The organism is Klebsiella sp. JB_Kp031, assembly GCF_040064295.1.
GTDB classification, from domain to species: Bacteria; Pseudomonadota; Gammaproteobacteria; order Enterobacterales; family Enterobacteriaceae; genus Klebsiella; species Klebsiella quasipneumoniae.
Genome location: NZ_JBEAJW010000038.1, coordinates 131,726 through 147,841, shown reverse-complemented (window position 1 = coordinate 147,841; position 16,116 = coordinate 131,726). Strand labels below are relative to the sequence as shown.

General features: G+C 59.8%; 14 protein-coding genes and 1 tRNA gene. 7 read left to right on the top strand and 8 right to left on the bottom strand.

Translation table 11 applies throughout. From position 1 onward, the window contains the following. Positions 1-14: 14 nt before the first annotated feature. Positions 15-611: an NUDIX domain-containing protein gene (locus tag ABLV64_RS17930; protein WP_004201667.1), complete on the bottom strand. Its 597-nt coding sequence runs from the start codon at positions 609-611 to the stop codon at positions 15-17. Between the two features lie 81 nt (positions 612-692). On the opposite strand from ABLV64_RS17930, the gene ABLV64_RS17925 reads away from it, so the two are divergent. Continuing rightward, on the top strand, positions 693-1,460 hold the full coding sequence (locus ABLV64_RS17925) for a DeoR/GlpR family DNA-binding transcription regulator (RefSeq protein ID WP_004201668.1): 768 nt from the start codon (positions 693-695) through the stop codon (positions 1,458-1,460). A 14-nt stretch (positions 1,461-1,474) separates the two neighbouring features. On the opposite strand, the gene yejK is transcribed toward ABLV64_RS17925, so the two are convergent. Continuing rightward, a complete protein-coding gene (yejK, locus tag ABLV64_RS17920; protein WP_004144267.1) occupies positions 1,475-2,482 on the bottom strand; it encodes a nucleoid-associated protein YejK in 1,008 nt (335 codons plus the stop codon). A 186-nt stretch (positions 2,483-2,668) separates the two neighbouring features. Here yejK and ABLV64_RS17915 point away from each other — a divergent pair, with 186 nt between their 5' ends. The 5 genes from ABLV64_RS17915 (at position 2,669) to eco (ending at position 6,788) form a co-directional block, all read left to right on the top strand. Continuing rightward, positions 2,669-2,896: a YejL family protein gene (locus ABLV64_RS17915; RefSeq protein ID WP_004195346.1), complete on the top strand. Its 228-nt coding sequence runs from the start codon at positions 2,669-2,671 to the stop codon at positions 2,894-2,896. Positions 2,897-2,914: 18 nt separating this feature from the next. Beyond that, entirely contained in the window at positions 2,915-4,675 is a 1,761-nt protein-coding gene (yejM, locus tag ABLV64_RS17910; protein ID WP_348843027.1) for an LPS biosynthesis-modulating metalloenzyme YejM, read from the top strand. Positions 4,676-4,751: 76 nt separating this feature from the next. After that, positions 4,752-4,828 (top strand) — tRNA-Pro (locus ABLV64_RS17905). A gap of 185 nt (positions 4,829-5,013) precedes the next feature. Then, a complete protein-coding gene (locus ABLV64_RS17900) occupies positions 5,014-6,123 on the top strand; it encodes an AI-2E family transporter (RefSeq protein ID WP_004201670.1) in 1,110 nt (369 codons plus the stop codon). A gap of 173 nt (positions 6,124-6,296) precedes the next feature. Then, positions 6,297-6,788 (top strand): serine protease inhibitor ecotin, encoded by a 492-nt coding sequence (eco, locus tag ABLV64_RS17895; RefSeq protein WP_004201671.1) that lies wholly within the window; start codon positions 6,297-6,299, stop codon positions 6,786-6,788. A gap of 55 nt (positions 6,789-6,843) precedes the next feature. Here the strand turns inward: eco and mqo are convergent, their stop codons facing one another. Continuing rightward, entirely contained in the window at positions 6,844-8,478 is a 1,635-nt protein-coding gene (gene mqo / locus ABLV64_RS17890) for a malate dehydrogenase (quinone) (protein WP_004201672.1), read from the bottom strand. Positions 8,479-8,758: 280 nt separating this feature from the next. Between mqo and ABLV64_RS17885 the strand changes: the two genes are divergently transcribed. Beyond that, positions 8,759-9,997: a SulP family inorganic anion transporter gene (locus ABLV64_RS17885; protein WP_228741305.1), complete on the top strand. Its 1,239-nt coding sequence runs from the start codon at positions 8,759-8,761 to the stop codon at positions 9,995-9,997. On the opposite strand, the gene mgtE is transcribed toward ABLV64_RS17885, so the two are convergent. The 5 genes from mgtE to apbE all read right to left on the bottom strand — a co-directional run bounded on the left by mgtE (position 9,960) and on the right by apbE (position 16,106). Continuing rightward, positions 9,960-11,396, bottom strand: coding sequence for a magnesium transporter (gene mgtE, locus ABLV64_RS17880; protein WP_004201674.1), 1,437 nt, complete (start codon positions 11,394-11,396; stop codon positions 9,960-9,962). The two genes, ABLV64_RS17885 and mgtE, sit on opposite strands and share 38 nt — an antisense overlap. Positions 11,397-11,544: 148 nt before the next feature. Then, complete coding sequence (locus ABLV64_RS17875; RefSeq protein WP_064189625.1) at positions 11,545-13,188, bottom strand: multidrug ABC transporter permease/ATP-binding protein; 1,644 nt, start codon at positions 13,186-13,188, stop codon at positions 11,545-11,547. Positions 13,189-13,262: 74 nt separating this feature from the next. Further along, positions 13,263-13,916, bottom strand: coding sequence for a DNA oxidative demethylase AlkB (gene alkB, locus ABLV64_RS17870; RefSeq protein ID WP_017899302.1), 654 nt, complete (start codon positions 13,914-13,916; stop codon positions 13,263-13,265). Further along, complete coding sequence (ada, locus tag ABLV64_RS17865) at positions 13,916-14,980, bottom strand: bifunctional DNA-binding transcriptional regulator/O6-methylguanine-DNA methyltransferase Ada (RefSeq protein ID WP_017899301.1); 1,065 nt, start codon at positions 14,978-14,980, stop codon at positions 13,916-13,918. Before ada ends, alkB begins: the two co-directional genes overlap by 1 nt. Before the next feature lie 73 nt (positions 14,981-15,053). Beyond that, positions 15,054-16,106, bottom strand: coding sequence for an FAD:protein FMN transferase ApbE (apbE, locus tag ABLV64_RS17860; protein WP_004201678.1), 1,053 nt, complete (start codon positions 16,104-16,106; stop codon positions 15,054-15,056). Positions 16,107-16,116 lie beyond the last annotated feature (10 nt).

Sequence of the window (16,116 nt, the reverse complement as noted above, 5' to 3'; positions counted from 1 at the left end):
CCGCTCCTTGCCGCTCAGCCGGCGAGGAGCGAGTCGGCATTCAGCGCAAGGTGCTGCAGCAGGATAATGGTTTTGGCATCCATGATCTCGCCATCGCGAATGGCCTGCAGCGCCCGCGCCAGCGGCCACTCCAGCACTTCAATGTCCTCACCTTCCGCCGCCAGCCCGCCGCCCTCTCCCTGCCGGTCATCGGCCTGATATTCGGCGATAAAAAAGTAGAGTTTTTCGGTGACAGATCCGGGGCTCATAAAGACGGTGAAGACGGGTTCGATGCGCGTCACCCGAAAGCCGGTCTCCTCTTCCGCTTCGGCAACGATCCTCGCCTCCGGCGAGGCGTTATCCAACAGCCCGGCCGCCGCTTCAATGAGATATCCGTCGTGACCGTGAGTAAACACCGGAAAACGGAACTGACGAGTCAGGACCACCGTTCGCTTTTCCCGGTTGTAGAGTAAAATGACCGCGCCGTTGCCGCGATCGTAGGCCTCGCGGCTCTGCTCCTGCCAGCGTCCATCCCGGCGCTGCAGTTCAAAGGTATATTTTTTCAGCGTGTACCAGTTATCAGAGAGCAGCGTCTCGCGAATGTGGCGGACGTGCGGTGCATGAGTTTGCATGTTATATCCCCTTTAAGATGACAGCAGGCACCATAACATGCATAATCGTGCACAAACAAGATCACTCGTGAAGGAAAAATCATGCTCGCCAGTCAACGAAAACAGCAAATCCTGCAGATTCTTGCGGAGGAAAAACAGGTGATGTCCGGGGAGCTGAGCCAGCGGTTTAACGTCTCAGAGGACTCCATTCGCCGCGACCTGCGCGAGCTGGCGGCGGAAGGAAAACTGCAGCGGGTCCACGGCGGGGCGCTGCCGGTCTCCGCTGCCATCGCCCCTATTGAAACACGCAAAAGCGTGCAAATCGCCTCCAAGCAGGCGGTAGCGCGCGCCGCCGCCGCCCTGATCCAGCCTGGACAGGTGGTGATTGTCGATGGCGGCACCACCACCGCGGCGATGATCGGCTTCTTACCCGCCGACCTCAGCTGCACGGTGGTCACCCACAGCCCCGGCATCGCCGTGGCGCTGGTCGATCACCCGCGAATCGAGGTGATCCTGCTTGGCGGCAAAGTGTTTAAGCATTCAGTTGTCGCCGTCGGCCCCGAAACGCTGGAAGGAATGGCGCGGATCAACGCCGATGTGTTCTTTATGGGGGTGACCGGCGTCCACCCGCGAGCGGGTTTTACCACCGGTGATTATGAAGAGGCAGGCATCAAGCGCGCGCTGGCGGCCAGGGCCGCGGAAACCGTGGTGATGGCCTCCCGGGAAAAGCTCAACGCTGCGTCGGCCTTTGCCATCGGCGAGCTGAACCTCGCCAGTACGCTTATCGTCGATGGGGATCCCGACGCCGCGCTGCGCCAGCAGCTGGTGCAGCGCGGCGTGGAGATCGTCCCCGTTCAGCGGTCGCGCTGAACGGGGCGCGGCGCTTAGTTGCCGCCGGAGGTCCGGCGCTGCAGCTGGTCGCGCAGGTTCGGCGGGGTGCCCTTAATGGTCAGAGTATCGGTGGCGGGATCCCAGAATACGCGTTCGCCCAGCAGCATCGCGTCGAAGTTAATGGTTAAACCGCCGCCGCTGCCGGCAAACTTGGTCAGCTGACGTAAGGTGCTGCGATCCGCCGGGAAGCTCTCTTCCAGTTCGTAACCCTGTTCGGCGGTGAATTCCTGGAAGCTCTTTTCGCTGACGCCGGCCAGCTCTTTGGACAGCGATTCCAGCTCAATCTCTTCCCCGGCCTGCAGCTGTTCGTTGCAGTACGCATAGACCTGCTGACGCACATTCTGTCGCTCGGATTTATCAAGCTGCGCGTCGGCGGCGAAGTCGTCCACCGCCTGCAGCAGGCCGCGGTTCTGCGCTTTGGCGTTGAGGCCTTCGCTGGCCCCGAGGAAATCCATAAAGAAATCGGCCACTTTGCGCCCCACCCGCCCTTTCAGGAAGGTTAAGTAGCGGGTCGACTCCGGGTTGGTTTCCCACTCAGTCAGATCGATGCGCGCGACGATATCGGCATGGTTAATATCCAGATAATGGGTCGAGCGGATATCCAGCTCTTCGTTGACGCGCATACTGCTCAGGTTATTGAGCACCGCCACCAGCAGATACTCGACCGCCAGGTAACGATACTGACAGAAGAGGACAATGCCTCCTTCGGCGAACGGGTATTTCGCCAGCTCATCGCGTAGGCGGCCGGTCGCCGCGCGGCTGAACGCCAGAAACTCCTCTTCGCCCTGACGCTGCAGGCGCAGCGCCTGCGCCAGTTCGCTCTCTTCATTGAACAGCCCATAGGCTTTGCTTTTGGCGCTATAAACCCGGTGCAGTTCAGCCATCATCTCGACGACCGTCGCGTTCGGCTCCAGCAGTGACTCGCGCAGCACCAGCTCCAGATTTTGTTCATCACGTTTGATTAACTGATGCAGGGCAATCTGGTCGATATCCAGACTCATGTTAAACTCTCCTTTTAGACCGGGCGGTATTCAACCACCGCCGGGTAGCCGACGCAACTGGCGCCACACATTTCGACGTCATGACTGACAATCGATGCGCTTTTGCGCCGCGGCGAAAAAATGCGGAAAAAAAGCTGCTGCTACGGTAATATGTTGCCCTTTCACGAACAAACAGATTTTGAGTTTATGCCGCAAATTTCCCGCTATAGCGATCAACAGGTCGAACAGTTGCTCAGCGAGCTGACGAACGTCCTGGAATCACACAAAGCCCCGGTTGACCTTTCACTGATGGTGTTAGGCAATATGGTGACCAACCTGATCAACAGTAGCGTCGCGCCGGCGCAGCGTCAGGCCATCGCCCGTTCTTTCGCGCAGGCTTTGCAATCTTCGATTAACGACGATCCAGCGCATTAAGGATAACAGCAACAGTATATGGTGACTCTACGTCAGCCCTACCGAGAAAAAGTCTCCCAGATGGTTAGCTGGGGGCACTGGTTCGCCCTGTTCAACATGTTGTTGGCCATGGTGCTCGGCAGCCGCTACCTTTTTGTCGCCGACTGGCCGACGACGCTTGCCGGACGACTCTTTTCGTACGTCAGTCTCGTCGGGCACTTCAGCTTCCTGGTGTTTACCAGCTATGTGCTGATCCTCTTTCCGTTGACCTTTATCGTGGTCTCGCAGCGCCTGATGCGCTTCCTGTCGGTGATCCTTGCCACCGCCGGGATGACGCTGTTGCTGATAGACAGCGAGGTCTTTACCCGCTTCCATCTTCATTTAAATCCGGTGGTCTGGGAGCTGGTCATCAACCCTGACCAGAATGAGATGGCGCGCGACTGGCAGCTGATGTTTATCAGCGTCCCGGTCATCTTTTTGATTGAAATGCTCTTCGCCACCTGGAGCTGGCAAAAGCTGCGCAGCCTGACGCGCCGCCGCCATTACGCCCGCCCGGTCGCCTGGTTCTTCTTTTTGTCGTTCGTCAGCAGCCACCTGGTCTATATCTGGGCGGATGCCAACTTCTATCGCCCGATCACCATGCAGCGAGCGAATCTACCGCTTTCCTATCCGATGACCGCCCGTCGTTTCCTTGAGAAACATGGCCTGCTCGACGCCCAGGATTATCAGCGTCGCCTGGTGGAACAAGGGGCGCCGGAGGCGGTATCGGTCCAGTATCCGCTCAGTAACCTGCGCTACCGCGACCTCGGCGCGGGCTATAACGTGTTGCTGATCACCGTCGACAACCTGAACTACTCGCGGTTTGAAAAGATGATGCCGGCGCTGGCGGCATTTGCCAAAGAAAACGTCAACTTTACCCAGCATATGAGCTCGGGCAATACCGCCGACAGCGGCCTGTTTGGCCTGTTCTACGGCATTTCGCCAGCCTATATGGACGGTGTCCTCTCGGCGCGTATTCCCGCAGCGCTGATCACCGCCCTCAACCAGCAGGGCTACCAGCTGGGGCTGTTCTCTTCCGATGGGTTTAGCAGCCCGCTGTATCGCCAGGCGCTGCTCTCCGACTTCTCGCTGCCGAGCGCGAAGACCCAGAGCGACGAACAGACCGCCAATCAGTGGATCAGTTGGCTGGACCGTTACGCGCAGGATGAGAATCGCTGGTTCTCGTGGATCTCGCTGAATGGCACCACTCTCGACGACACGCAGCAGCAGAACTTTGTCCGCCGTTATAGCAAGGCGGCAGGCGACGTTGATGCCCAGATCGATCGGGTGCTGACCGCGCTGCGCGAAGCCGGCAAGCTCGATAATACGGTGGTGATTATCACCGGCGGCCACGGCAAGCCGCTTAACGTCAAACACGACTCATTCGACTGGTCGCGCGAGCAGCTGCAGGTGCCGCTGGTTATTCACTGGCCGGGCACGCCGGCCCAGGAAATTGCCACCCTGACCGATAACAAAGATGTGATGACCACGCTGATGCAGCGCCTGCTTCACGTTTCGACGCCGGCCAATGAGTATTCGCAGGGTGAAGATCTGTTCAGCGCCGCGCGGCGTCGGAACTGGGTCACCGCGGCCAACGGCGATACGCTGGCCATTACCACCCCGACCATCACCGTGGTCCTCAACCATAACGGCACCTACACCACCTGGAGCCGCGACGGCGAGAAAATCAAAGATCAGAAACCGCAGCTCAGCCTGTTGCTGCAGGTCCTGACCGACGAAAAACGCTTTATCGCTAACTGATTGATTAATTATGAATCAATCGCGCGCGACCCGCTTGCATTCGCCTGGGGAACGGGTAATATTGTTCCCCACGCGTCGGCACGTAGCGCAGCCTGGTAGCGCACCGTCATGGGGTGTCGGGGGTCGGAGGTTCAAATCCTCTCGTGCCGACCAAAAATCCCAGAGAAACCAGCCTTTTAAGGCTGGTTTTTTTATGTCTCTCTTTTACGCCCGTCCCCCACCTCGTTGAATTTGTGCCCTTTCCGCGCCACAGCGTATAGAGTACGACTATCCTGATGGTAAATTACGTCGTAGCATCTATTATTCGACCGTATGACTCATAAGCAGGAGCGGATGACATGAGAGTTAATGGACTTACCAAAGGATTTTTCATCCTTATCGTCTTCATTGTAACCCTGGCCTTTTTTGATGTTCTCTCACCCTACTATTCCGCCATTCTCTGGGCCGCGATCCTCGCGGTGATTTTTAATCCGGTCAAAAACAAAATTCGCACCCGCCTCGGCGAGCGTAATGGCCTCGCGGCGCTGATGACCATCGTCATTATCTGCCTTATCGTGTTTACGCCGCTGGCGATTATCCTGTCGTCACTGGCCTACGAGCTGAACGTGGTGTACAGCAAACTGCAGCATAACGATACCCAGTTCCCGACGGTGGTCGCCAGCCTGATTGCCCACCTCCCCGGCTGGGCCAGAAGCTTCCTGGCAGAACATAACCTTGATAGCGCGCAGCAGATCCAGCAGCAGCTCTCCGATGTCGCCCTGAAAGGTGGCCAGTATCTGGCCGGCAGCGCGTTTCTGATTGGCAAAGGGACCTTTGGCTTTACCGTCAGCTTCGGCATCATGCTGTACCTACTGTTTTTCCTGCTGAAGGATGGACCTTACCTGGTGCTGTTGATCCTCGAATCTCTGCCGTTATCCAGCTATGTGAAGCAGCACCTGTTCGCTAAGTTCGCCGCAGTGGCCCGCGCCACGGTAAAAGGCACCGTCGCCGTGGCGCTGGCGCAGGGGGCGCTGGGCGGCTTAGCCTTCTGGATCGCCGGTCTGGACGGCAGCATTCTCTGGGGGGCGCTGATGGCGTTCCTGTCGCTTATCCCGGCGGTGGGCTCGGCCATTATCTGGGTGCCGGCGGCTATTTACCTTTTTGCTACCGGCCAGTTGTGGCAGGGCGCCTTTATCGTGGGCTTCTTTGTCGTTGTGATTGGTCTGGTGGACAATATTCTGCGTCCGCTGCTGGTGGGCAAGGATACCAAGATGCCGGACTACCTGATCCTGATCGCCACTTTAGGCGGCATGGAGATCTACGGTATCAATGGATTCGTGATCGGGCCACTGATCGCCGCCTTGTTTATCGCCTGCTGGAATTTGCTGTCGGGACGGGAACATGCTGGCAACACCGATGAAATCGATGAAGAGTTTATTGAGGAGGCGAAAAATAGCCGTACTGAATAGCTTCTCCGGCAGGCGTCTGGCGGCCCGCCAGCGCCTCTGTTGCGCTCTGAACGCTGCCTTTTTGCCAGTAGATAACACTGTTCACTTTGCAAAAAATGGTAAATAAATCTTAATATTCAGCTAAGTGATGATAGGCTATCCCTGTCAGGAACGAAAATAAAGGATGATCAACCGTGAAAAAAATCACTACGCTAGCCGTTTCTCTGCTCACCGCCGCCTGCATGTCTGCCGGCGCCCTGGCCGCAGACCAGCCGCTGGAAAAAGTCGCGCCGTTCCCGAAAGCGGAAAAAGGCATGAAGCGTCAGGTTATTCAGCTGCCGCAGCAGCAGGATGAGTCGGCGTTGAAGGTTGAGCTGATGATCGGCCAGACGCTGGAAGTCGACTGCAACCACCATCGTTTTGGCGGGCAGCTGGAAAGCAAAACCCTGGAAGGCTGGGGTTATGACTACTATGTCTTTGATAAGCTGAGCGGCCCGGTATCCACCATGATGGCCTGCCCGGACGGCAAGAAAACGAAGAAATTTGTTACTGCCGGCCTCGGCGATGACGCTATGCTGCGCTACAACAGCAAGCTGCCGATCGTCATCTACACGCCGACTAATGTCGATGTAAAATATCGCATCTGGCGTGCCGACGAGACTATCGGCAACGCCGAGATCCGCTAAGGCGCGCAATTAAATCAGTAATAAAACAACGGCAGCCCGCAGGCTGCCGTTTTTGTCAGAGCGCGATGTCCGCCATCGGCTTGCCGCCGCTCAGCGGCTTCAGCTCCGCCTGCGGAACTTCATCCGCCGCCGCGGCCGGCTCATATTTCAGCTCCAGCACTTCACTGGTCCACGCCAGCGCTTTCTCAATCTCCGCCGGGTTGCCATCAAGGCGAATACCGTAGGTCGGGATGATCGCCTTCAGCCTGGCCTGCCATTCGGGCGAATTCACTTTGTCTTTAAACACTTTTTCCATCAGCTGCAGCATGATAGGCGCCGCGGTGGAGGCGCCTGGCGATGCGCCGAGCAGCGCCGCGACGGTGCCTTCGTCATCGCTGACCACTTCGGTGCCCAGGCGCAGTACCCCGCCCTTCTTCGCATCGCGCTTGATGATCTGCACACGCTGACCGGCCTGCCACAACCGCCAGTCCTCTTTCCGCGCTTCCGGATAGTATTCGCACAGCGCGGCCAGACGATCTTTATCTTTCTGCATCACCTGGCTAATCAGGTATTTCACCAGATCGAAGTTGTCCAGGCCGACGTTGAGCATCGGCAGGATATTCGAGGTATTGGTCGAGGCCAGCAGATCCCACAGCGAACCGTTCTTCAGGAAGCGGGTCGAGAAGGTGGCGAACGGCCCGAACAGCACCACGCGTTTACCGTCGATAATACGGGTATCGATGTGCGGCACCGACATCGGCGGCGCGCCCACTTCGGCCTGGCCGTAAACCTTCGCCAGATGGTGGTTTACTACCTCCGGATTTTCGCAGACCAGGAACTGGCCGCCGACCGGGAAGCCGGCATACTCTTTGGCCTGCGGAATGCCGGTTTCCTGCAGCAGGGTCAGCGCCGCGCCGCCGGCGCCGATAAAGATAAATTTGGCTTTAATAACCCGCTTCTGACGACGGTTGTCGGCATCCGCGAGGGTCACCGTCCAGCTCTTATCGGCGTTGCGCTTGAAGCGACGCACCACGGTGCCCAGCTGCAGGGAGAAATTATCATGCTTTTGCAGGCTGGCGATCAGCTGGCGGGTGATTTCGCCATAGTTGACGTCGGTTCCCATTTCCGTACGGGTGGCGGCCACCTTTTGCAGCGGGTCGCGGCCTTCCATCACCAGCGGCGCCCAGGCTTTGATCTGCTGATGGTCTTCAGAATAACGAATGCCGCGGAACAGTTCGCTCTGCTGCAGCGCCGCATAGCGCGCGCGCAGGAAGTTGACGTTATCTTCGCCCCACACAAAGCTCATGTGCGGCACGCTGTTAATGAATGATTTTGGTTTGTTCAGGACGCCGCGCGTCACCTGATGCGCCCAGAACTGACGCGAGATGTGGAAGGCTTCGTTGATGTCGACCGCTTTGTCGATATTGATGCCGTTGGCGGTCTGCGGCGTATAGTTCAGCTCCATCAGCGCCGCGTGGCCGGTACCCGCATTGTTCCACCCGTTTGAGCTCTCTTCCGCCACGCTGGACATCTGCTCAACCATGGTAATAGACCAGTCTGGCTCAAGCTCCTGCAGCCAGGTTCCCAGTGTGGCGCTCATAATGCCGCCGCCAATCAACAATACATCCGTCTCTTGCTCATGGCGGGTGTTGGTCCGAGTGCTGTTGGGACCAACCGCCTGTGAGCGTGGTACGGCCATCTTTTTATTCATCGGATTTGAGCCTTACTTTACTCGCTGTTTTATTTAGCGCAGGTGATACGATTGTCACCCCTCACGTTACCACCGAAGCTCAAAAATTTAAATATTGTTTAAATTTTAAGTTCTGTTTTGAGATCCGTTATAAAAATGTTTAATAAATGTATACACCAAATCACTTTTTGTACTGGTGCCCTGGCAGATTCCGCGCTATCATCCCTGGTTTTGTGACAGACCGCACGGAAGCAGGGCCTGACACCGCTCCTCCTTTTTTTATAATCTGCGAACTTTTTTTATGCCCCCAGTTTCAGACCCCGCCGCTTCCGGCAACCTGCGTCCAATCCTTCGTTCTCCGTCGCTGCTGACGCGCGAAGTCCTGGCCGGCGTGCTCAGCGCCCTGGCGTTAATTCCTGAAGTGATTTCGTTTTCGGTTATTGCCGGCGTTGACCCGCAGGTGAGCCTGATTGCTTCCGTCGTGCTCTGTCTGGCGATGTCGCTACTCGGCGGACGCCCGGCAATGGTCACCGCCGCCGCGGGATCAGTGGCGCTGGTCATTGGCCCGATGGTGCATCAGCACGGCGTGGGTTACATTCTGCCAGCCGTCATTCTGGCGGGTATGATTCAAATTTTGTTTGGTCTGTGCGGCATGGCGCGCCTGATGCGCTTTATTCCCCCGGCAGTGATGACCGGGTTCGTCAACGCCCTCGGGATCCTGATTTTCTTCGCCCAGGTGCCGCACTTCTGGAGCCGCCAGCCGCTGATCGTCGGCCTGTTCGTCCTGACGCTGCTTATCGTTCTGTGGGCGCCGCGCTTTATTAAGACTATCCCGGCGCCGCTGATCGCCATCGTCGCGCTCACTCTCTATACCGCGACCACCGGCCAGCTGCTGCCGACCGTGGGTGATGAAGGGTCAATGAGCGGCGGCCTGCCGGGGTTCACCGCCCTGACCGTTCCCCTGAACCTGACCACCCTGCAGATAATCTGGCCGTGCGCCCTCAGCATCGCCTTTGTCGGCCTCATGGAGTCTCTGCTGACGGCTAAGCTGGTGGATGACCTGACCCATACGCCGTCGAATAAATCGCGGGAGAGCGCCGGGCTGGGGATCGCCAACATCCTCGCCGGCTGTTATGGCGGTATCGCGGGCTGCGCGATGATCGGCCAGACTATCGTTAACGTGGAAATGGGCAAAGCCCGTAGCCGTCTCTCAACGGTTATCGCCGGCCTGGTGCTGCTCCTGCTGGTGACAGCGCTCAGCCAGGTGATGGCGAAAATCCCGATGGCGGTCCTGGCCGGGGTGATGGTGATCGTGGCGGTGAAGACCTTTAGCTGGCACAGCATTCTCCCGGGCGAGCTGGCGCGCAATCCGTGGCCGGAAACGCTGGTGATGCTGGTGACCGTCGCCGCGACGGTGGGAACCAGCAATCTGGCGATTGGCGTGCTGGCGGGGATTGTCGCGATGGCGATCATCCCCCGCCGCCTGCGGGCAAAAGCGCAGGCTACATCAGAAACAGCGTCGCCAGACCCAGAAAAATAAAGAAGCCGCCGGTGTCGGTGATAGCGGTGATCATTACGCTGGAGCCGACCGCCGGGTCACGCCCCAGCTTCACCATGACCATCGGGATTATCACGCCCATCATCGCCGCCATCAGCAGGTTGAGCATCATGGCCAGCGTCATCACCCCGCCAAGCTGTGGATCGTCATACAGCCACCAGGTGATGGCCCCCATGATCCCGCCCCACACCAGGCCATTAATCAGTGCAACGCCCATTTCACGCAGGATCAGAAAGGTAAAGCTGCCGGGCTGGATCTGCTGCAGCGCCATCGCCCGAACGATCATGGTGATCGTCTGGTTGCCGGTATTGCCGCCGATCCCGGCGACGATCGGCATCAGCGAGGCCAGCGCCACCAGCTGTGAAATGGTATGTTCGAAGCCGTCGATGACCCTGGAAGCGATAAACGCCGTACACAGGTTCACCGCCAGCCACGCCCAGCGCGTTTTCACCGCTTTGCTGACCGGGGCGAAGACATCTTCTTCATCGCTCAGGCCGCCCATCCGCCGCAGATCGTTGTCGGTCTCTTCATAGACCACATCGACGATCTCATCGATGGTCAGACGGCCGATCAGTTTGCCATCGGCATCGATAACGGCGGCGCTGAGCAAGTCATCACGCTCGAAGGTGCGCGCCACCTTCTCCGCTTCTTCATGCGGCTGAAAGGTGACCGGATCGCCCTCCATCACCTCCCCCACCCGCTTCTGCGCATCGTTGAGCAGAATGGTCTGCAGCTCCAGCTCGCCGAGCAGCAGCTTATTGCGGGTGGTGACGAACAGTTTATCGGTGTTCTCCGGCATTTTCCCGAGACGCCGCAGATAGCGCTGGACCGCCGCCAGGGTGGCCTCCGGCCGCACCGTAATGACCTCAAACTCCATGATCGACCCGACGCTGTTGTCGGCGTAGCGCATAATCTGGCGGATACGGGCGCGCTTCTCAGCCGGCAGGGTCGCCAGCAACCGTCCGGTCAGATTGCGCGGCAGATGCTGCAGCAGGTAAACCTGTTCATCGATATCCAGCGGCTGCATCGCCTGCAGCAGCTCGTGGTCGCTCATCTTATCGATGAGGTCGCCCCAGACGTTTTCTGAAGCTTCCAGCAGCACTTCGCCGCGTTTATCGTCGGGCACCAGGCACCACAGCGCGGTGCGGGCGTCATAGGGGAGCGCTTCCAGCGCATCGGCGAGATCCGGCGGCGGCAGATGCGAGACCAGCATTTCCACTTCAGCCAGGTCATCGGCCAGCGTCCCTTCATCGTAACGTTCGGCCAGCGTCAGTTTGCCCAGCAGCGCGGAGGTCACTGCTTTATCGGTGCTCAAGAGCCAAATCAGACGGGCGCGCTCTTCGTCACGCAAGCGGGCGCTTTTTTTATGCAAAACGGACATCGGTCAGGCAATCCTTTTGAGAATAGTGAGCCGGCCTGCGGGCCGGAAGCCTTAAGCATAGCGCGAGGAGGGGGAAATAATAACCGTCAGCACTGTAGACGCTGAAAATTTCAGCGGCGCCCGGCTTTCCCCGGGCGCGCAGCGTGAATCAGGCCGTGCGGGCCACCGCATCGCGGGAGGCCTGCGCCCGCTCTTCGCCAGTGAGCTCGGACAGCTGCCCGGCACGCATCTCCAGCAGGCGATCGGCGTGCTGGAAGTAGTGATCGTCATGGCTGATGGCGAACACGGTTTTCCCCATCTGCTTCATCAGCGGCAGCAGGACCTGGTAGAACTCGCGGCGGAAATGCGGATCCTGATCCGCTGCCCATTCATCCAGCAGAATGATATCCCGGGACTCGGCCAGCGCCAGCAGGAGCGCCACGCGCTTCTTCTGCCCTTTCGACAGCCGCAGGTCGCCGATCTTACCGTTTTCCAGCTGCAGCTTGTGGGCCATTTGCAGACGCTCCAGCCACGTTGCCACCAGCGCCGGATCGGCCTCCTCGCCCTGCGGCCCGAGCAGACGGTCGAACAACCAGACGTCAGTAAACACCGCGGAGAACAGTTTGCGGTACGCCTCCGGTTTATCCGCCGCCAGCGGCTGGCCATCCACCAGAATCTGACCGGAAACCGGCTGATACAGGCCGGTCAGGAGCATCGCCAGGGTTGATTTGCCGCTGCCGTTGCCGCCGATCAGAAACACCAGTTCGCCGCGTTTTAGCGTCAGATTAAGCGGCCCTACCGCAAAGCGATGGTCCGGATAATGGAAAGTGACATCGCGCAGCTCCAGCGTCTGCCAGTCAGCCTGCGGCTGCGGCCGGGGGAAATCCGCCCGGTAAGGGGCGAGCGAGAACTGGCGCAGCTTGTTGAACGCCACCTGGGCGCTAAGCAGCGTGGGCAGCGCGCCGACGGCGGAGAGCAGCGGCGTGCGCAAAAACAGCAGCGTCAGGGAGTAGGTCGCCGCCACGGCGGTATCGGCCCAGCCGAGGCTGTTGGCCATCCAGAACACCAGCCCGATGGCGCCAAGCATCATAATATTCGACCAGTTGACCGCGCTGAGATGGAAGGTATCGGCGCGAACGATGTGGTGCCGGTAGTCGCGGGCGTCCGGGAGATAGAGCTGATTAAACACATACTCCGCGCGCTCCCGGTTGAGGGTCAGCTCTTTACGCCCTTCCAGCACCGTCTGGTAGTCGTGATAGAGCTTATCTTCCGTTTCGCGCAGGCTGGCCATATGTTTGTACACCCGCGACACCAGCACAAAGCCGCCCCAGATGGTGAGCGCCATCCACAGCGCCGTCACCAGCATCATTTTTCCTGACAGCCAGGCCAGATAAGCGGCGGAGCCGAAGGTGAGAATGATCCCCTGCACCAGCTCAGGGAGGCGTACAAAGGCGATGGTAATATTGCGGATATCGCTGGTCAGCCCGGCAAGCAGCGACGCGCTGCCGATCTTCTCCACCTGTTCAATCTGGGTATCGAGGATGCGTTTCACAAACTCGCCGCGCAGGCGAAAAACAAAATGGTGGCCGAGGGTGGTCAGCGCCAGCTGCGAGCCCAGGGTCACCGCCATTAACAGCCCCAGCAGGCCAAGAAATTCCGGCAGCACCCGCAGCGAGGTATCGACAGTGGCGATCAGGCGCATGTTAATAAAAGCGATTAAGCCGATACCCAGCGCGGCGCTGAGCAGGCTAAGGGCAATAACGCCCAGAAACGGCCAGCGATACTGGCGCCAGACGAGAGAAAGAAGTTCCATAACAGGCTATCCGGAAAAGCAAAACAGCCAGCAGTTTAAACGGCTCGCCGGTGACATCAAGAATAATTCTTATTTTAATCGCCGGGACGGCCCGCCTGCCGAAAGGTGAGGTTATATCGACAGTCGCCGGTCTCGGGATGATGGCCCGCTTTCAGCGGCTGAATGCCATGATAAAACAGGCGCGACTCCCCGCCCCAGACCACCACATCGCCATGCTCCAGCAACAGCCGCTGCAGCGGGTCGCTGCGCTGCAACCCGCCAAACTGAAAGATGGCCGGCAGGCCCAGGGAGACCGAGACGATCGGGGCCCGCAGATCCTGTTCATCTTTATCCTGATGCAACGACAGCTTTGCGCCGGGCTGGTAGCGGTTAATCAGACAGGCGTCGGGGGAAAAGCCCGGATAGCCGCCGGCCGCGGCTGCCGCCAGCGCCAGTTCATGGAACACGGCCGGCATCGGCGGCCAGGTGTGACGGGTGACCGGATCGACCGGGGCGTAGAGGTAGCCGTGGCGATCGGTGGTCCAGCCCAGCCGGCCGCAGTTGGTCATCGCCACCGACATGGTGTACCCGCCCGGCGTGACCATCTGGCGAAACGGCGACTGGCGGGCGACGTCGGCAATCGCCTGCAGCAGCCCTGGGGCACGCTCGCGGGCAAAGCGGCGAAGCACCACCGCGCCGGGGGCCAGCGGCTCCTGCCACGGTGGGGTATCGCTAAACAGATCGAGCATTACTCCTCCTCTCGTTGCGCCTCGCGCGCCAGCAGCTGCGCTTTTCGCGCCGTTCCCCAGCGATAACCGGATAGCGCGCCATCTTCACGCACCACCCGATGGCAGGGAACGATCACCGCCAGTGAATTCGCCGCGCAGGCGCCGGCCACGGCTCTTACCGCCCGCGGCTGGCCAATATGCTCGGCCACCTGGCGGTAGCTTCGGGTCTCCCCCGCCGGGATCTGCCGCAGCGCCTGCCAGACCTGCAGCTGGAACGCGGTGCCCCGCAGATCCAGCGGCAGCGACACCGGCCGCCGGCTGTCGTCGAGGTGGGCGAAAATCTCCGCCATCTGACGACGAAACTCAGGGTCGCCCTGACGCAGCTCGGCGCGGGGAAAGCGCTGACGCAGATCGTCGAGCAAAGCAGCATCGTTATCACCCGGCAGCACAGCGCAGACGCCGCGTTCACTTTGTGCCACCAGGCAGCGGCCCAGCGCACAGTCGCCTGTCGTCCAGGTCACCACGGTGGCGGCGCCGCCGCGGCGAAACTGGCTAGCGGTCATCCCTAAGGCGGCATCGGCCTGGCGATAATAGCTGCTGCTGTCGGGAAAGCCGGCCGCCAGCGCGGCGCGGGTCACCGGTTTCCCCTGCTCCAGCGCCTCGCGCAGGCGTCGCGCGCGCCACGCCTGCTGCCAGGCTTTCGGGGTCATGCCGGTGACGGATTTGAATAGACGGTGGAAATGAAACGGGCTGACCGCCAGCTCGCACGCCAGCGCCTCGAGGGTCAGGGGCGCCTCCTGCTCCAGCAGCCGACAGGCCTGCGCCACCTTGTCGATCCTTTGCTGCTGCGGAGAGTCTTTATCCGGCTGGCAGCGTTTGCAGGGGCGGAATCCCGCCGCCACGGCAGCAGCGACGTCAGCAAAAAAGCGCACGTTTTCCCGCCGCGCGCGCCGTGAGCGGCAGGAGGGACGGCAGCAGACGCCGGTGGTCAGTACCGCAAAGACGAACTGACCATCGGCCCGGGTATCACGCTCGCAGACCGCCTGCCAGCGGCGGTCATCGGTATCGGCAACTATCGGTTTCATCACGGGTCTCCTGCTGTAAGTGTATCCTCAGTCTGCGGTAAAGCCCGCAGCAAAAAACCCGCAATCTTGCTTTTTAATTTTTTTCGCCGACGAGAAAGGTACGGAACTGCGGCGACATCCAGGTTTTAAAGCCCTCCCCCTCTTTGACGATCATGTAGACCGCCAGGCCCTGCTCGCGCACCACCTGCTGCGCTTTTTCCGGCCCCAGCACCATCAGCCCGGTATCCCAGCCGTCCGCCTCCAGCGCCGTTGGCGCAATGACGGTCACGGAGACCAGCTTATGGGTTATCGGCTGCCCGGTCTGCGGATCGATGACGTGCGAGATACGTTTGCCATCGAGTTCATAGTAGTTGCGATAGCTGCCGGAGGTGCTGATGCCGTGACCATTGATGTCGACAATCGCCTGAACGGCGTTTTCCCGGTCGGTCGGTTTCTGGATCGCCACCCGCCAGGGCTTGCCTTCGCCGTTCATCCCGCGGCTCACCAGCGCCCCGCCTACCGACACCAGATAGCGGGAGATCCCTTCCTGCTCCATCAAGCGCGCGAGGTGGTCGGCGGCATAGCCTTCCCCCACAGTGGAGAGGTCGACAAACAGATCGGGAATATCTTTTTGCAGGAACTGCCTGCCGCTCTGATTGATAACCTGCAGATGCTGCAGGCCGGTGCGCGCTTTCGCCGCGGCGATCGCCTGCGCATCCGGGGTGGCGACCGGCTGTTTATCCGGGCCAAAGCCCCACAGGTTGACCAGCGGCCCGACGGTAATATCCATCGCGCCGTGCGTTTTGGCGCCAATCCGCAGCGACAGGGTGACGATATCCGCCATCGCTTCGCTCACCGGCCAGGGCCGGGTATCCGTCGCGTGGTTGAAACGCATCAGCGCCGAGTCGTTTTTCCAGGTCGACAGCAGGCGATCGTCGGCGTCCAGCTGGGCCTGAACCTTGGCGCGCAGCGCCTGCGCCTTTGCCTCATCCACGCCGATAACGCTGACCCGCCAGAAGGTGCCCATTGTTTTGCCATCCAGCACGGTGGCCGTTGATGCGGGTGTCGCGGGAGTGGTGGCTGAATCGCAGCCAGAGAACAGTACGCAGGCGCCCAACAGCGCGGCGCGAAAGAAAGTCATATCCATTAATCGAGGC

Coding starts and splice junctions, on each gene's coding strand:
- ABLV64_RS17930 (WP_004201667.1), bottom strand. CDS start 611: ATGCAAACTCATGCACCGCACGTCCGCCACATTCGCGAGACGCTGCTC.
- ABLV64_RS17925 (WP_004201668.1), top strand. CDS start 693: ATGCTCGCCAGTCAACGAAAACAGCAAATCCTGCAGATTCTTGCGGAG.
- yejK (WP_004144267.1), bottom strand. CDS start 2,482: ATGAGTCTGGATATCGACCAGATTGCCCTGCATCAGTTAATCAAACGT.
- ABLV64_RS17915 (WP_004195346.1), top strand. CDS start 2,669: ATGCCGCAAATTTCCCGCTATAGCGATCAACAGGTCGAACAGTTGCTC.
- yejM (WP_348843027.1), top strand. CDS start 2,915: ATGGTGACTCTACGTCAGCCCTACCGAGAAAAAGTCTCCCAGATGGTT.
- ABLV64_RS17900 (WP_004201670.1), top strand. CDS start 5,014: ATGAGAGTTAATGGACTTACCAAAGGATTTTTCATCCTTATCGTCTTC.
- mqo (WP_004201672.1), bottom strand. CDS start 8,478: ATGAATAAAAAGATGGCCGTACCACGCTCACAGGCGGTTGGTCCCAAC.
- ABLV64_RS17885 (WP_228741305.1), top strand. CDS start 8,759: ATGCCCCCAGTTTCAGACCCCGCCGCTTCCGGCAACCTGCGTCCAATC.
- mgtE (WP_004201674.1), bottom strand. CDS start 11,396: ATGTCCGTTTTGCATAAAAAAAGCGCCCGCTTGCGTGACGAAGAGCGC.
- ABLV64_RS17875 (WP_064189625.1), bottom strand. CDS start 13,188: ATGGAACTTCTTTCTCTCGTCTGGCGCCAGTATCGCTGGCCGTTTCTG.
- alkB (WP_017899302.1), bottom strand. CDS start 13,916: ATGCTCGATCTGTTTAGCGATACCCCACCGTGGCAGGAGCCGCTGGCC.
- ada (WP_017899301.1), bottom strand. CDS start 14,980: ATGAAACCGATAGTTGCCGATACCGATGACCGCCGCTGGCAGGCGGTC.
- apbE (WP_004201678.1), bottom strand. CDS start 16,106: ATGGATATGACTTTCTTTCGCGCCGCGCTGTTGGGCGCCTGCGTACTG.